Source organism: Streptomyces pathocidini (assembly GCF_001418495.1).
GTDB classification, from domain to species: Bacteria; Actinomycetota; Actinomycetes; order Streptomycetales; family Streptomycetaceae; genus Streptomyces; species Streptomyces pathocidini.
In genome coordinates this window covers 1-14634 of sequence record NZ_LIQY01000454.1, presented here as the reverse complement: position 1 = coordinate 14634, position 14634 = coordinate 1, and the positions used below count along the sequence as shown (strand labels likewise).

Genomic DNA, 14634 nt, shown 5'->3' with positions numbered 1-14634 from the left:
CGGCACCGCCGAGCTCCACCGCCGGAGATCGCGCCGCCGCGGCGGGAGGGTCTTCGCTGCGGCGGCGCGTACGACCGCGGCGCGGTCCGGCGGTGCTGGCCGGCGGTGCCGGGCTCGCCCGGCCAGAGGCCGGTGCACCCCACCGGGCATGCCCCGGCTGCCCAGCGGCCGGTACGGCTTCCCGCCGTTCATCCGCATCCGCATCCGGGGCCGCAGTCGCCATCGCGGCCGGGGTCGTGGCCGGGCCCGCGGCCGCCGGGCCGTCTCGCCCGCTTGCCCGGACCGATACTCTGGAGGGCGATTACCACGCCCCCGACCCCCGAGGACCGACGAGCGCCGTGTTCGATACTCTCTCCGACCGCTTGGCGAGCACTTTCAAGAACCTCCGGGGCAAGGGCCGCCTCAGTGAGGCGGACATCGACGCCACGGCGCGGGAGATCCGTATCGCCCTGCTCGAGGCCGATGTCGCGCTGCCCGTCGTGCGGGCCTTCATCAAGGAGGTCAAGACAAGGGCCCTCGGTGTCGAGGTCTCCAAGGCCCTCAACCCGGCGCAGCAGATCATCAAGATCGTCAACGAGGAGCTGGTCGGCATCCTCGGCGGCGAGACCCGCCGCCTCCGCTTCGCCAAGCAGCCGCCCACCGTGATCATGCTCGCGGGTCTGCAGGGTGCCGGTAAGACCACGCTTGCCGGAAAGCTCGGCAGCTGGCTGAAGTCCCAGGGCCACGCCCCGGTCCTCGTTGCCTGCGACCTCCAGCGCCCCAACGCCGTCAACCAGCTCGCCGTGGTCGCCGAGCGGGCCGGCGTCGCCGTCTACGCGCCGCAGCCGGGCAACGGGGTCGGCGACCCGGTGCAGGTCGCCAAGGACTCGATCGAGTTCGCGCGGACGAAGCAGCACGACGTGGTCATCGTCGACACCGCGGGCCGCCTCGGCATCGACGCCGAGATGATGCAGCAGGCCGCCGACATCCGCGCCGCGGTCAACCCGGACGAGGTCCTGTTCGTCGTCGACGCGATGATCGGTCAGGACGCGGTCAACACCGCCGAGGCCTTCCGCGACGGCGTCGGCTTCGACGGCGTGGTGCTCTCCAAGCTGGACGGCGACGCCCGCGGCGGCGCCGCGCTCTCCATCGCGCACGTCACCGGCCGCCAGATCATGTTCGCCTCCAACGGCGAGAAGCTCGACGACTTCGACGCGTTCCACCCGGACCGCATGGCCTCCCGCATTCTCGGCATGGGCGACATGCTCACGCTGATCGAGAAGGCCGAGCAGACCTTCAGTCAGCAAGAGGCCGAGAAGATGGCCTCCAAGCTGGCGAGCAGCAAGGGCAAGGACTTCACGCTCGACGACTTCCTGGCCCAGATGGAGCAGGTCCGCAAGATGGGCTCCATCTCCAAGCTGCTCGGCATGCTGCCGGGCATGGCCCAGATGAAGGACCAGATCGACAACCTCGACGAGCGGGACGTCGACCGCACGGCCGCGATCATCAAGTCGATGACCCCGGGCGAGCGCCAGGACCCGACGATCATCAACGGCTCGCGCCGCGCCCGTATCGCCCGTGGCTCCGGCGTGGACGTCAGCGCGGTGAAGAACCTCGTGGAGCGGTTCTTCGAGGCACGCAAGATGATGTCGCGGATGGCCCAGGGCGGCGGCATGCCGGGGATGCCCGGGATCCCGGGCATGGGCGGCGGCCCCGGCCGCCAGAAGAAGAAGCAGAAGCAGGCCAAGGGACGGCAGCGCAGCGGCAACCCGATGAAGCGGAAGGCCGATGAGGAGGCCGCCCGCCAGCGGGCCGCCGACGCGGGCAGCCAGCCGGGCGGCGCGTTCGGCCTCCCGGGCGCCGGCCAGGACGCGAGCCCCTTCGAACTCCCCAAGGAGTTCCGGGACATGCTGCCGCCGGACGACAACAAGTCCTGAGGCGGGCCCGGTTGCGGCCGGGGAGCGGACCGCGCCCCGGCCGTCGTCCGGTCCGCTCCCGCGCTACACCAGCGCGATCAGATACCGGAACACGTTCGGCATCCAGACCGTCCCGTCCCGGCGCCGGTGCGGATGCAGCGCCTCGGTGAGCTCCTTCTCGACCTGGGACCGGTCCGTCGCCGCGACCGCCGCGTCGAACAGCCCCGTCGACAGCAGCCCGCGCACCGCGCTGTCCATGTCCGCGTACCCGAACGGGCAGGCCACCCGCCCCGAGCCGTCCGGCCGCAGCCCCGCCTCGTGCGCCAGCTCCTCCAGGTCGTCCCGCCCGCAGGGCCGCCACCCCCGGGGCATCGGAGTCCGCGCCCGTACGGGATCGGCGAGCCGGGAGGCCACCCGCAGCACCGACGAGGTGGCGCACCGCTCGGCCGGCCCCCACCCGGCCAGCACCACCGGAGTGGAGCGCTCCGACACCTCCGCGGCCTCCGCCAGCGCGGACACCAGCCCGCCGTCGGCGTACGAGTGCGGGTCGAAGGCTGTGACGAGGTTGAACGCGGGGCGGCCGGGATCCGCGACATCACGGGGCGTACGCCCCAGCAGCTGCGCCCGCGCCGCCTGTGCGCCCCGATCGGGAGCGTCCGGTACAAGCCGCTCCCGCGCGAGCTCCAGCCGCTGCGGATCCGCCTCGGTGCCCGTGACGTACGCGCCTCGGGCCGCCGCCATCAGCAGGGCGAGGCCCGAGCCGCAGCCCAGGCCGAGTGCGCGGGTGCCGGAGTCCACTTCCAGGCGCTCGTACACCGCCTCGTACAGCGGCACCAGCATGCGCTCCTGGATCTCCGCCCAGTCGCGGGCGCGTGCGCGAACGTCCGGATGTGGTGGGGAAACGTGGTGGAGATGGTGGTGCCGCCGAACGAGCGTGGGTGTCATCGAAGCGCCCCAATCCGCCGAGAGCCATTGCCGTCGCACTGCTGACCCACCCCTTGGCCATGCGCCCTGCCGCATCCCCCGTATGCCAGGGAACTGCCGATCCGTCCCCGAGTCCAGGGGGCGTGCGCGCGATGCATCGCGTACACCCTCCGTGCGCCCCCGGTATCGGCCCGCACACCGGCCGATTCACATTTCAGGGTGACACCGCCGTACCATCTCCGCCATGGCAAAGGCTCCCGTACTCACGCCCCAGGCGGACGACTTCCCGCGCTGGTACCAGGACCTGATCAACAAGGCCGAGCTGGCCGACAACGGCCCGGTGCGCGGCACCATGGTGATCCGGCCGTACGGGTACGGGCTCTGGGAGCGGATGCAGGCGGACATGGACCGCCGGATCAAGCAGGCCGGTGCGCAGAACGCGTACTTCCCCGTCCTCATCCCGCAGTCCTACCTGACCAGGGAGGCCGAGCACGTCGAGGGCTTCGCCCCCGAGCTCGCGGTGGTCACGCACGGCGGTGGCAAGGAGCTGGAGGAGCCGGTGGTCATCCGGCCCACCTCCGAGACGATCATCAACGAGTACTTCTCGAAGTGGGTGCAGAGCTACCGCGACCTGCCCCTGCTGATCAACCAGTGGGCGAACGTGGTCCGTTGGGAGCTGCGCCCCCGCCTGTTCCTGCGCACCTCCGAGTTCCTCTGGCAGGAGGGCCACACCGCCCACGCCACGCACGAGGACGCCCGGGACTACGCCGCCCACATCCACCGCAATGTCTACGGCGACTTCATGGAGAACGTCCTGGCGATGGACGTGGTTCCCGGCCGGAAGACCGTCAAGGAGCGCTTCGCGGGCGCCATCAACACCCTCACCCTCGAAGGGATGATGGGCGACGGCAAGGCACTCCAGATGGCCACCAGCCACGAGCTCGGCCAGAACTTCGCCAGGGCCTTCAACACCCAGTACCTGTCCAAGGACGGCAGGCAGGAGCTGGTCTGGCAGACCTCGTGGGGCAGCACGACCCGCATGGTCGGCGCGCTCGTGATGATGCACGGCGACGACAACGGCCTCCGCGTCCCGCCGCGCCTCGCCCCGGTCCAGGTCGTCGTCCTGGCCATCAAGGGCGACGACGCGGTGGTCGCCAAGGTCCGGGAGATCGGCGACCGGCTGGCCGCCGCCGGGATCCGCGTCCAGGTCGACGACCGCACCGACACCCCCTTCGGCCGCCGCGCGGTCGACTGGGAGCTCAAGGGCGTCCCGGTCCGCGTCGAGGTCGGCCCGCGCGACCTGGAGAACGGTACGGCGATGGTGGCCCGCCGTATTCCGGGCGGCAAGGAGCCGGTGGTGATCGAGGCCCTCGAAGCGCTGCTGCCGAAGGCCCTGGAGGACGACCAGGCACTGCTGCTGCGCCAGTCCCGGGAGCGCCGCGAGTCCCGCACCTCGGACGTGACGACGGTGGCCGAGGCCGCCGAGGCCGCGGTCGCGGGCGGCTGGGCGCGGATCCCGTGGTCCGTGCTGGGCCCGGAGGGCGAGGCCGAGTTGGCCGAGCAGGCGGTCAGCGTGCGCTGCCTGGTCGGCGAGGACGGCTCCGTGCCGGAGTCCGACGACGCCCCGGGCACTCTGGCCATCGTCAGCCGCGCCTACTGAGCGGGTTTCGCCCCGGCTGGACGGATTTCGCCCCGGCGTGCGCAGATTCCCTACGCGCCGGGGCGTACGCCGGGTACTGACTGGTACGTGCAAATTATTTGGGATGGCCCGGAATCGGAACACCGGGGCACCCCGGATCGTTCTTACGACGTGAGCACGACACCACCTGTCCTTGCCGCGGAACTGGCGCAGGCGTGGGCCGACATTCAGCGGCACCACCCCGAGCTGCCGGATCTGGCCGCCCCCGAATCCCTCATCGGAGAGTCCTCGTCCGCCTGCGGCGCCGAGCTCTCCTTCGAACGACTGCTCCACGAGGCCGTCCACGGCATCGCCGCCGCGCGCGGTGTCCGCGACACCTCGCGAGCAGGCCGCTACCACAACCGCCGATTCCTCGCGATCGCCGAGGAGTTGGGTCTCGACCACTCCGAGGATCCGCATCCCAGCAGCGGCTTCTCGCTCGTGGTGCTCAGCCCGGAGGCCAAGAAGCGCTACCGGCCCACCATCGAGCGGCTGCAGCGCGCCCTCAAGGCGCACACCGCGGCCACGGCCGCCGACTCCGCCCGCAGCTTCAGAGGACCCGCCGCCCGGCACGGCTCCTCCGGCGGCGGTGTCCGGGTCAAGGCCGTCTGCGACTGCGGGCGGAACGTGCGGGTCGTCCCGTCCGTGCTGGCCCAGGCGCCGATCGTCTGCGGCGGGTGCGGAAAGCCGTTCCGCATCCCGGACGCCGCGGCGGTGGCCTGAGCGGGGAGGTCCCGGCGTACGGCGGGGGTCCCGCCGTATGGCAGAATGGACCGCTGAGTACTCGGCAGCCGGATCGGACCCCTCTCTCCCTCGGCTGACGCGTCCACCGGGCGCTCGGATCCCACAACCCCACGTGCTGGATCCCACGCGCTCAAACACGTCATAGAGCAGGAGACACCACTCCAGTGGCAGTCAAGATCAAGCTGAAGCGCCTGGGCAAGATCCGGTCGCCGCACTACCGCATCGTCGTCGCCGACTCCCGTACCCGCCGTGACGGCCGGGCCATCGAGGAGATCGGCCTGTACCACCCGGTGCAGAACCCCTCGCGCATCGAGGTCGACTCCGAGCGTGTCCAGTACTGGCTGGGTGTCGGCGCGCAGCCGACCGAGCCCGTCACGGCCATCCTCAAGGTCACCGGCGACTGGCAGAAGTTCAAGGGCCTGCCCGCCCCGGAGCCGATGAAGGTCGCGGAGCCGAAGGCCGACAAGCGCGCCCTCTTCGAGGCCGCCGCCAAGGAGGCCGGTGACGAGCCGAAGGGTGAGGCCATCACCCCCAAGGCGAAGAAGTCCGAGAAGAAGGCGGACGAGGCGGCCGAGACCGCTGAGTCCACCGAGTCGACCGAGGCCTGAGGATGCTCGAGGAGGCCCTCGAGCACCTGGTGAAGGGCATCGTCGACAACCCCGACGACGTGCAGGTCGCCTCGCGTGACCTGCGTCGCGGACGTGTGCTGGAGGTCCGGGTGCACCCCGAGGACCTCGGCAAGGTGATCGGCCGCAACGGCCGCACCGCACGCGCGCTCCGCACCGTCGTGGGCGCCCTCGGCGGCCGCGGTATCCGCGTCGACCTCGTCGACGTGGACCAGGTTCGCTGAGCAGCGGGAGAGCACCGGCACGGGCCGGGGAGGGCTTCGCGGCCGTCCCCGGCCCGCCGTCGTACCGGTCGACGGCCCAGCCCGCCCCCGTACGACCCCAGAGCAGCAGGAGAGACGCACAGTGCAGCTAGTCGTCGCGCGGATCGGCCGTGCCCACGGGATCAAGGGCGAGGTCACGGTGGAGGTGCGCACGGACGAGCCCGAGCTGCGGCTCGCGCCCGGCGCTGTGCTGGCCACGGAACCGGCCTCGGCGGGCCCGCTGACCATCGAGACCGGCCGCGTCCACAGCGGCAGGCTGCTGCTCCGCTTCGACGGCGTACGCGATCGCACGGCCGCGGAGGCGCTGCGCAACACCCTGCTCATCGCGGAGGTCGACCCGGAGGAAATCCCGGAGGACCCCGAGGAGTTCTACGACCACCAGCTGATCGACCTCGACGTGGTGACCGTCGACGGCACCGAGGTCGGCCGGATCGCCGAGATCAGCCACCTCCCGTACCAGGACCTGCTGGTCGTACGGCGGCCCGATGGCGGCGAGGTGCTCGTGCCGTTCGTCGGCGAGATCGTCCCGGAGATCGACCTGGAGGCCCAGCGCGCGGTCATCGACCCGCCGGCCGGGCTGCTCGACGGCGCAGCGGGAGAGGCCGAGGGCGGGGAGGCCGAGAGCGGGGACGGGTCCGCATGAGGCTCGACGTCGTCACGATCTTCCCGGAGTACCTGGAGCCGCTGAACCTCTCGCTGGTCGGAAAGGCCCGCGCGCGGGGGCAGTTGGACGTCCGGGTGCACGACCTGCGGAAGTTCACCCACGACCGGCACAACACCGTCGACGACACCCCGTACGGCGGCGGGCCCGGCATGGTCATGAAGCCCGAGCCGTGGGGCGAGGCGCTGGACGGGATCATCGCCTCGGGGGAGGCGGGCGAGCGGCCCACGCTCGTCGTCCCCACGCCGAGCGGCCGGCCCTTCACCCAGCAGCTCGCCGTCGAACTGTCCGGCAAGCCGTGGCTGGTCTTCACCCCCGCGCGCTACGAGGGCATCGACCGGCGGGTGATCGAGGAGTACGGCGAGCGGTTCGACGTACGCGAAGTGTCCATCGGGGACTACGTGCTGGCGGGCGGGGAGGCCCCCGTACTCGTCATGGTCGAGGCCGTCGCGCGGCTGCTGCCCGGCGTCCTCGGCAACGCGGCCTCCCACCAGGACGACTCCTTCGCGCCCGGCCGGATGGAGTCCCTCCTGGAGGGCCCCGTCTACACCAAGCCCCCGGAGTGGCGCGGGCGCTCCATCCCCGAGGTGCTGCTCAGCGGGCACCACGGGAAGATCGCGCGCTGGCGGCGCGACGAGGCGTTCCGCCGTACGGCCGCCAACCGGCCCGATCTGATCGAGGGTTGCGACCCGGCCGCCCTGGACAAGCACGACCGGAGGATCCTGTCCGAACTGGGCTGGCGGGAGCTGCCCGACGGCCGATTTGGGCGGCAGCGCCAGGCCGTGGAAGAATAGGCCGCTGCTGTGCGTCCGGCGCGCGCCCCTGCCACAGGGGGAACGACGCCCGCCCGACGGAGCGGCAACCCGAACCTCACCACCATGTTCCGCTGATGACCTGTGGCATCAGCGAAGAAAGCAGACGGTCATGCACCTTCTCGACAGCGTCGACTCCGCCTCGCTGCGCAGCGACCTCCCGGCCTTCCGCCCCGGCGACACCGTGAACGTCCACGTGCGCGTCATCGAGGGCAACCGCTCCCGTGTGCAGCAGTTCAAGGGCGTCGTCATCCGCCGCCAGGGCGCGGGCGTGCGCGAGACCTTCACGGTCCGCAAGGTCAGCTTCAGCGTCGGCGTGGAGCGCACCTTCCCGGTGCACACCCCGATCGTCGAGAAGATCGAGGTCGTCACCCGCGGTGACGTGCGCCGCGCCAAGCTGTACTACCTCCGCGACCTGCGCGGCAAGGCCGCCAAGATCAAGGAGAAGCGCGAGAGCTGATCTCGCCACCGGATGTCCGGCCAGGCCGGATAGGCTCTGGCCCCGATGGACACCGACGCACGACTCTCGGAGCGCGACCGCTCTTCGGACCCCGGCGAGGGGACTGAACGGCGGTCGCGCTCCGTGCGTGTCCACAGGCGGCTCCCGCGGGACCCGTGGCGGCGGGCGGGGCTGGGCGCCGGGGTCTGCGTGCTCTTCCTCGGGCTGCTTGGCGGCTTCGTCGTCCAGCCCTTCCTGATCCCCAGCCGGTCCATGGAGCCCACCCTCCGGGTCGGCGACCGGGTGCTGGTGAACAAGCTGGCGTACCGTTTCGGCAACCAGCCGCGCCGGGGGGACGTCGTGGTCTTCGACGGCACCGGGTCGTTCGCACCGGAAGGGGACGGCGGCAACCCCGTGACCGGGCTGCTGCGGAAGGCGGCGGCCACGGTCGGGTTGGCGGAGCCGACCGAGACCGACTACGTCAAGCGCGTGGTCGGGGTCGGTGGCGACCGGGTCGTCTGCTGCGACAGGCGGGGAAGGATCAGCGTGAACGGCGAGGCCGTCGACGAGGGCTATCTCCACCCGGGCGACAGGCCGTCCCGGGTGCCCTTCGACATCGCCGTCCCCGAGGGCACGCTCTGGATGATGGGCGACCACCGCGACAACTCGCGCGACTCCCGCGACCACCTCGGCGAACCCGGCGGCGGCATGGTCCCGGTGGAGAAGGTCGTCGGCCGGGCGGACTGGATCGGCTGGCCGTACGGGCGCTGGTCCTCCATCGTCCACGAGCCCGGGCGGTCGGCCGGGAAGAGCCGTGGGTAACCGGGGCCGGCCGCGTGCCGCCGGATCCCACCGGGTGGACACCCGGCTCCCCACCGGAACTCGCCCGACCACCGGGCCTGTTGCCCCGGGCCGGGCCGAGCGGCGCAGGACCGCGAAGCGGATCAAGCGGCGCCGGCGCGGCAAGGCCGTACGCGAGGTGCCGCTGCTGATCGGCGTCGCGCTGCTGATAGCGCTGGTCCTCAAGACCTTCCTCGTCCAGGCCTTCGTGATCCCCTCCGGGTCGATGGAGCAGACGATCCGGATCGGCGACCGCGTACTGGTCGACAAGCTGACCCCGTGGTTCGGCTCGAAGCCCGAGCGCGGCGACGTGGTGGTCTTCAGCGATCCGGGCGGCTGGCTGCCGCCGGGGGAGGCCGGCGGCGAGGACCCGGTGGTGGTCAAGCAGATCAAGGAGGCCATGACCTTCATCGGGCTGCTGCCCTCCGACGGCGAGCAGGACCTGATCAAGCGGGTCGTCGCGGTCGGTGGGGACACCGTCAAGTGCTGTGACCAGCAAGGCCGGATCACCGTCAACGGCAAGGCGCTGAACGAGCCGTACCTGCACCCGGGCAACGCCCCCTCGCAGATCGAGTTCGAGGTGAAGGTCGCGCCCGGCCGCCTCTTCGTCATGGGCGACCACCGCGCCAACTCGGCCGACTCCCGGTACCACCTCGACGATCCCGGGCACGGTACGGTCTCCGAAGACCTGGTGGTCGGCAGGGCCATGGTGATCGCCTGGCCCCTCGGCCACTGGAGGCGTCTCGAGGAGCCGGAGACGTTTGCGGAATTGCAGGAACAGTCCCGAGAAGTGCAAGGATCGATCCAACTCCCGCCCCCTGCGGAACTCCCGCTCGTTATGGGAGTAGTAGGCCTGCGTCGTGCGTGGGGCAGGCGGCAGCGTGTGGAGTGAGGAGTGGATGTGGGGGATTTGGCGGTCGGCACACGGTCCGGTCACAACGAGCCCGAGAAACAGCCCGGGGGGCTCGCCGAGCCACCGGCGGCGGAAAAGGAAGACGGCCGCGTGAAGCAGCAGAAGAACCAGCGCTCCTTCTGGAAGGAGCTGCCGATCCTCGTCGGCATCGCGCTGCTGCTCGCCCTGTTGATCAAGACGTTCCTGGTGCAGGCGTTCTCGATCCCGTCCGACTCGATGCAGGACACGCTGCAGCGCGGCGACCGCGTGCTCGTGGACAAGCTGACCCCGTGGTTCGGCTCGAAGCCCGAGCGCGGCGAGGTCGTCGTCTTCCACGACCCGGGCGGCTGGCTCGGTGAGATGCCGCAGACTGACTCCGGCCCGATCGTCGAGGGCATCCAGAACGCGCTGAGCTTCATCGGGCTCATGCCGTCGGCCGAGGAGAAGGACCTGATCAAGCGGGTCATCGCGGTCGGCGGGGACACCGTCGAGTGCAAGGGCGGCAACCAGCCGGTGCGGGTCAACGGCAAGGCGCTGAACGAGCCGTATCTGAAGCCGGGAAGCACGCCCTGCGGTGACAAGCCCTTCGGCCCGATCAAGGTGCCCGACGGCCGGATCTGGGTGATGGGCGACAACCGCCAGAACTCCCTGGACTCCCGCTACCACCAGGACCTGCAGGGCAACGGCACGGTCGCGGAGAAGGACGTGGTGGGCCGCGCCGTCGTGGTGGCCTGGCCGCTGAACCGCTGGGCCACGCTGCCGGTGCCCAGCACGTTCGCCCAGAAGGGGCTGGGCTGACGCCTCCCCTGCGGCTGACCGCCGCGGGTAACCCCCGGTAGGGTGCCGCCCAGACTTACGGGCGGCAGCGAGGCGAGGGGCTGGGATGAGCGGCACGTCGGTACGTACGAGAGGCGGCCGCGGCGGTCCGGGCAGCGCGCTGTCCGGTTTCGCCGTGGCCGTCGGCTGTGCGCTCTTCCTGGGCGGCTTCGCCTGGGGCGCGCTGCTCTACCAGCCCTACACCGTCCCGACCGACTCCATGGCGCCGACCGTGGACGCCGGGGCCCGGGTGCTGGCACAGCGCGTGGACGGCGGCGAGGTGCACCGTGGAGACGTGGTGGTCTTCAAGGACGCGGTCTGGGGTGACATGCCCATGGTCAAGCGGGTCGTGGGCGTCGGCGGGGACAAGGTCGCCTGCTGCGACTCCCGGGGACGGCTGACGGTGAACGGCGAGCCGGTCGAGGAACCGTATCTGCGCGGCGGCGAGCCTGCCTCGCCCTCCGGCTTCGACGCCTCGGTGCCCCGCGGGAACCTCTTCCTGCTGGGCGACCACCGCGCCACCTCCCAGGACTCGCGGGTCCATCTCACCGACGACGACAGCGGGTCCGTGCCGCGGGCGGCGGTCCAGGCGCGGGTGGAGGCCACGGCGTGGCCGGCCTCGGGCTCGGGCCTGCTGGACCGGCCGACCTCGTTCTCGACCCTGCCCGGCGGGATCTCGGAGCAGGGGCCGCTGCGGATGATCTTTGTGGCGGTGGTCGCGGGCGCGGTGCTGATCCTGGGCGGCGCGGCGTACGGGCCGTTGGCGCGGCGCGGCGAGCGGCGGCGGAAGGCGCGGGCCCGTGTCCGGCAGGCGGCCTGAGGCGGGGGCCGGGCTCCCCGGGGCTCCCGAGGAGTCCGGCGAGGTGCGGCCCGGGGCGCGGAAGGTCGCGCGGGTCGTGCTGCTGGACCCGGACGACCGGATCCTGCTGCTGCACGGCTTCGAGCCCTCGGACCCGTCCTCGACCTGGTGGTTCACACCGGGCGGCGGGCTGGAGGAGGGCGAGACCCGGGAGCAGGCGGCGCTGCGCGAGCTTGCCGAGGAGACCGGGATCACCGACGTACGGCTCGGCCCGGTGCTGTGGCGGCGCAGCTGCTCCTTCCCGTTCGACGGGCGACGCTGGGACCAGGACGAGTGGTACTACCTGGCCCGCACCGACCAGACGCGGACCGAGACGGCCGGGCAGACGGAGCTGGAGCGGCGCAGCGTCACGGGCCTGCGGTGGTGGACCTCCGAGGAACTGTCGGCAGCGCGTGAGACGGTGTATCCGACCAGGCTCGCCGAACTGCTGAGGACGCTGCTCGACGAGGGGCCCCCGGGTTCGCCCGTGGTCCTTGCGACGGAAGTCGTCTAGGGCGCGCGGGTCTGACGCACAATAGGGGGACGCACGGCTGAAGGGGAACATGCCATGAGCGCCGAGGACCTCGAGAAGTACGAGACCGAGATGGAGCTGAAGCTCTACCGGGAGTACCGCGACGTCGTCGGTTTGTTCAAATACGTGATCGAGACCGAGCGTCGCTTCTACCTCACCAACGACTACGAGATGCAGGTGCACTCGGTTCAGGGCGAGGTGTTCTTCGAGGTATCGATGGCCGATGCCTGGGTCTGGGACATGTACCGGCCGGCGCGCTTCGTGAAGCAGGTGCGGGTGCTCACGTTCAAGGACGTGAACATTGAGGAGCTGAACAAGAGCGACCTCGAGCTGCCGTCCGGGGAGTCCGGCTTCAGCGAGTGAGGTCACGCCGGGGTCCCACGGGTTCGGGGCGTCCCTCCGGGCAGGTGCGCCCCCCGGGCAGGTGAGTCCCTCTGGCGGGTGGCCGGGTTGTTCACAACCGGCGAGTTATCCACAGATCTTGACCATGATCCACTAATTGCCGCGGCTTCCGTCACAGTCAGTGACGGAGGTGGGGTCCATGAACGCGCAGGGAGCGCTTGGCCGCTACGGGGAGGACCTGGCGGTCAGGAAGTTGTACGCGGCCGGAATGACGGTGCTGGAGCGCAACTGGCGCTGCCGCGCCGGTGAGATCGACATCGTCGCCCGGCACGGCGACGCCCTCGTGGTGTGCGAGGTCAAGACCCGCAAGGCGGGCTGCTATCCGCGGACCTTCGAGCACCCCATGGCGGCCGTCCGGCCGCGCAAGGCCGAGCGGCTGAGGTCGCTGGCCGAGCGCTGGCTCGCGGACCGCTGGGTGACGCGGTACGGGGGGCCGCCGCCGGGCGGGGTGCGGATCGACCTCGTCGGGGTGCTGCTGCCGCGGCGCGGGGCACCGGTCGTCGAGCACGTGCAGGGGGTGGCGTGATGGCCTTCGCCCGCACCTGCTCCGTCGCCCTCGTGGGCGTCGAAGGCGTGGTGGTCGAGGTCCAGGCCGATCTGGAGCCCGGAGTCGCCGCCTTCGCGCTCGTCGGACTGCCCGACAAGAGCCTCGTGGAGAGCAGGGACCGGGTCCGCGCCGCGGTGGCCAACTCCGGGGTCGGCTGGCCGCAGAAGAAGCTCACGGTGGGGCTCAGCCCCGCGTCCGTGCCCAAGGGCGGCAGCGGCTTCGACCTGGCGGTCGCCTGCGCCGTCCTCGGCGCCGCGGAGCGGATCGATCCGCGGCAGATTGCGGACCTGATGATGATCGGCGAACTCGGCCTCGACGGGCGGGTGCGCCCCGTCCGGGGCGTTCTCCCGGCCGTTCTCGCGGCCGCCGAGGCGGGCTACCGGCAGGTCGTCGTCCCCGAACGCACCGCCGCCGAGGCCTCGTTGGTCCCCGGCGTCTCGGTCCTCGGCGTCCGCAGCCTCCGCCAACTCATCGCCGTCCTCTCCGACGAACCGGTCCCCGACGAGGCGGAGGACCAGGACGACGGCCGCCCGGACCCGATGCTGGCGGGATTGACGGTGCCAGGGGCGGGGATGGGGATCGGAACCCTCCCCGGCCTCGACGCCGGGCACGCGCCCGACCTGGCGGACGTCGCGGGCCAGCACACGGCCCGGACAGCGCTGGAGGTGGCGGCGGCGGGTGGCCACCACCTCTTCCTGAAGGGGCCGCCCGGCGCGGGCAAGACGATGCTGGCCGAACGGCTCCCGGGCATCCTTCCGCCCCTCACGCAGGAGGGCGCCCTCGAAGTCACCGCGGTCCATTCCGTCGCCGGCCTGCTCCCTCCCGGAAAGCCGCTGGTGGACTCGGTGCCGTACTGCGCGCCGCACCACTCGGCCACCATGCCGTCCCTCGTCGGAGGCGGCAACGGGATCCCCAGGCCCGGGGCCGTCTCGCTGGCACACCGCGGCGTGCTCTTCCTCGACGAGGCCCCGGAGTTCAGCGGCCGCGTCCTGGACGCGCTGCGCCAGCCGTTGGAGTCGGGCCACGTCGTGGTCGCCCGGAGCGCGGGCGTCGTGCGGCTGCCCGCGCGGTTCCTGCTGGTGCTGGCCGCCAATCCGTGCCCGTGCGGGCGCCATTCCTTGCGGGGCGGCTGCGAGTGCTCGCCCACGGCCGTCCGCCGCTATCTGGCACGGCTGTCGGGTCCGCTCATGGACCGGGTCGACCTCCGCGTCAACGTCGAGGCCGTCAGCCGGTCGGAACTGGTCGGCGCGGGCGCGGTGGGCGAGTCGACCGAGGTCGTCGCGGCTCGCGTGCGAGCGGCGCGCGACCGCGCGGCGACCCGCCTCGTGGGCACGCCGTGGCGGATCAACAGCGAGGTGCCCGGACACGAGCTGCGCACCCGCTGGCACCTGGCGCCGGGCGCGATGCGCGAGGCCGAGCTCGACATGGAGCGCGGCCTGCTGACCGCACGGGGCCTGGACCGGGTGCTGCGCGTCGCCTGGACGCTGGCCGACCTCGCGGGCCGGGACTCCCCGGCCGCCGAGGACGTGGTCTGCGCCCTGGAGCTGCGCACCGGCGTCCCGCGCGGGGCGGTCATGGCGGGTGGTCGCCAATGAGCCCCGGCGGACCGGCCGTTGGGGGCGCCGACCGGGAGGAGCGGATGGACCGGGTCCTGTTGTGCCGGGTGGTGGAGCCGGGGGACGCGCTGGTGGGCGGTTGGGTTCGGGAGGTGGGGTCGCGTGGGGT

The 14634-nt window shown here is 71.9% G+C and carries 16 protein-coding genes and 1 pseudogene; 16 read left to right on the top strand and 1 reads right to left on the bottom strand.

Annotated features, from left to right (window positions below):
- The first annotated feature begins 338 nt into the window (after window positions 1–338).
- On the top strand, window positions 339–1916 hold the full coding sequence (ffh, locus tag AOK16_RS20190; RefSeq protein ID WP_055473607.1) for a signal recognition particle protein: 1578 nt from the start codon (window positions 339–341) through the stop codon (window positions 1914–1916).
- Window positions 1917–1979: 63 nt separating this feature from the next.
- Here the strand turns inward: ffh and AOK16_RS20185 are convergent, their stop codons facing one another.
- On the bottom strand, window positions 1980–2840 hold the full coding sequence (locus AOK16_RS20185) for a class I SAM-dependent methyltransferase (protein ID WP_079101595.1): 861 nt from the start codon (window positions 2838–2840) through the stop codon (window positions 1980–1982).
- 223 nt (window positions 2841–3063) lie between these two features.
- On the opposite strand from AOK16_RS20185, the gene proS reads away from it, so the two are divergent.
- From proS to AOK16_RS20110, 15 genes and pseudogenes are all read left to right on the top strand, one after another.
- Window positions 3064–4479 carry a proline--tRNA ligase gene (gene proS / locus AOK16_RS20180; RefSeq protein WP_055473605.1) on the top strand — a complete coding sequence of 472 codons (1416 nt, stop codon included), beginning with the start codon at window positions 3064–3066 and terminating at the stop codon, window positions 4477–4479.
- Window positions 4480–4629: 150 nt separating this feature from the next.
- A complete protein-coding gene (locus AOK16_RS20175; RefSeq protein ID WP_055473604.1) occupies window positions 4630–5220 on the top strand; it encodes a hypothetical protein in 591 nt (196 codons plus the stop codon).
- Between the two features lie 185 nt (window positions 5221–5405).
- Window positions 5406–5849 carry a 30S ribosomal protein S16 gene (rpsP, locus tag AOK16_RS20170; protein WP_055473603.1) on the top strand — a complete coding sequence of 148 codons (444 nt, stop codon included), beginning with the start codon at window positions 5406–5408 and terminating at the stop codon, window positions 5847–5849.
- A 2-nt stretch (window positions 5850–5851) separates the two neighbouring features.
- Window positions 5852–6091 (top strand): RNA-binding protein, encoded by a 240-nt coding sequence (locus tag AOK16_RS20165; RefSeq protein ID WP_055473602.1) that lies wholly within the window; start codon window positions 5852–5854, stop codon window positions 6089–6091.
- Window positions 6092–6212: 121 nt separating this feature from the next.
- Window positions 6213–6773 carry a ribosome maturation factor RimM gene (rimM, locus tag AOK16_RS20160; protein WP_055473601.1) on the top strand — a complete coding sequence of 187 codons (561 nt, stop codon included), beginning with the start codon at window positions 6213–6215 and terminating at the stop codon, window positions 6771–6773.
- Window positions 6770–7585, top strand: coding sequence for a tRNA (guanosine(37)-N1)-methyltransferase TrmD (gene trmD, locus AOK16_RS20155; RefSeq protein ID WP_055473600.1), 816 nt, complete (start codon window positions 6770–6772; stop codon window positions 7583–7585). The genes rimM and trmD overlap by 4 nt, the downstream gene beginning before the upstream one ends.
- A gap of 130 nt (window positions 7586–7715) precedes the next feature.
- A complete protein-coding gene (gene rplS / locus AOK16_RS20150) occupies window positions 7716–8063 on the top strand; it encodes a 50S ribosomal protein L19 (RefSeq protein WP_055473599.1) in 348 nt (115 codons plus the stop codon).
- 45 nt (window positions 8064–8108) lie between these two features.
- Window positions 8109–8864, top strand: coding sequence for a signal peptidase I (gene lepB, locus AOK16_RS20145; RefSeq protein ID WP_055473598.1), 756 nt, complete (start codon window positions 8109–8111; stop codon window positions 8862–8864).
- Window positions 8857–9881: pseudogene (lepB, locus tag AOK16_RS20140) on the top strand (signal peptidase I); the annotation flags it as partial. The gene lepB (AOK16_RS20145) and the pseudogene lepB (AOK16_RS20140), both read left to right, overlap by 8 nt.
- On the top strand, window positions 9793–10572 hold the full coding sequence (gene lepB, locus AOK16_RS20135; RefSeq protein WP_169790923.1) for a signal peptidase I: 780 nt from the start codon (window positions 9793–9795) through the stop codon (window positions 10570–10572). The pseudogene lepB (AOK16_RS20140) and the gene lepB (AOK16_RS20135), both read left to right, overlap by 89 nt.
- 85 nt (window positions 10573–10657) lie before the next feature.
- Window positions 10658–11410: a signal peptidase I gene (gene lepB / locus AOK16_RS20130; protein WP_055473597.1), complete on the top strand. Its 753-nt coding sequence runs from the start codon at window positions 10658–10660 to the stop codon at window positions 11408–11410.
- A 43-nt stretch (window positions 11411–11453) separates the two neighbouring features.
- Window positions 11454–11942: an NUDIX hydrolase gene (locus AOK16_RS20125; protein WP_055473608.1), complete on the top strand. Its 489-nt coding sequence runs from the start codon at window positions 11454–11456 to the stop codon at window positions 11940–11942.
- 54 nt (window positions 11943–11996) lie between these two features.
- Window positions 11997–12323 (top strand): DUF2469 domain-containing protein, encoded by a 327-nt coding sequence (locus AOK16_RS20120; RefSeq protein WP_055473596.1) that lies wholly within the window; start codon window positions 11997–11999, stop codon window positions 12321–12323.
- Between the two features lie 178 nt (window positions 12324–12501).
- The gene (locus AOK16_RS20115) at window positions 12502–12888 is read left to right on the top strand and encodes a YraN family protein (protein WP_055473595.1); all 387 of its coding nucleotides are present in this window, start codon (window positions 12502–12504) and stop codon (window positions 12886–12888) included.
- Window positions 12888–14504, top strand: a complete 1617-nt coding sequence (locus tag AOK16_RS20110) for a YifB family Mg chelatase-like AAA ATPase (RefSeq protein WP_055473594.1) — start codon at window positions 12888–12890, stop codon at window positions 14502–14504. Before AOK16_RS20115 ends, AOK16_RS20110 begins: the two co-directional genes overlap by 1 nt.
- The last annotated feature ends 130 nt before the right edge of the window (window positions 14505–14634 follow it).

Excerpts from the sequence above, each read along its gene's own strand:
- AOK16_RS20185 (WP_079101595.1), bottom strand. The coding sequence starts at position 2,840 with ATGACACCCACGCTCGTTCGGCGGCACCACCATCTCCACCACGTTTCC.
- proS (WP_055473605.1), top strand. The coding sequence starts at position 3,064 with ATGGCAAAGGCTCCCGTACTCACGCCCCAGGCGGACGACTTCCCGCGC.
- AOK16_RS20165 (WP_055473602.1), top strand. The coding sequence starts at position 5,852 with ATGCTCGAGGAGGCCCTCGAGCACCTGGTGAAGGGCATCGTCGACAAC.
- trmD (WP_055473600.1), top strand. The coding sequence starts at position 6,770 with ATGAGGCTCGACGTCGTCACGATCTTCCCGGAGTACCTGGAGCCGCTG.
- rplS (WP_055473599.1), top strand. The coding sequence starts at position 7,716 with ATGCACCTTCTCGACAGCGTCGACTCCGCCTCGCTGCGCAGCGACCTC.
- lepB (WP_055473598.1), top strand. The coding sequence starts at position 8,109 with ATGGACACCGACGCACGACTCTCGGAGCGCGACCGCTCTTCGGACCCC.
- lepB (WP_055473597.1), top strand. The coding sequence starts at position 10,658 with ATGAGCGGCACGTCGGTACGTACGAGAGGCGGCCGCGGCGGTCCGGGC.
- AOK16_RS20120 (WP_055473596.1), top strand. The coding sequence starts at position 11,997 with ATGAGCGCCGAGGACCTCGAGAAGTACGAGACCGAGATGGAGCTGAAG.
- AOK16_RS20115 (WP_055473595.1), top strand. The coding sequence starts at position 12,502 with ATGAACGCGCAGGGAGCGCTTGGCCGCTACGGGGAGGACCTGGCGGTC.
- AOK16_RS20110 (WP_055473594.1), top strand. The coding sequence starts at position 12,888 with ATGGCCTTCGCCCGCACCTGCTCCGTCGCCCTCGTGGGCGTCGAAGGC.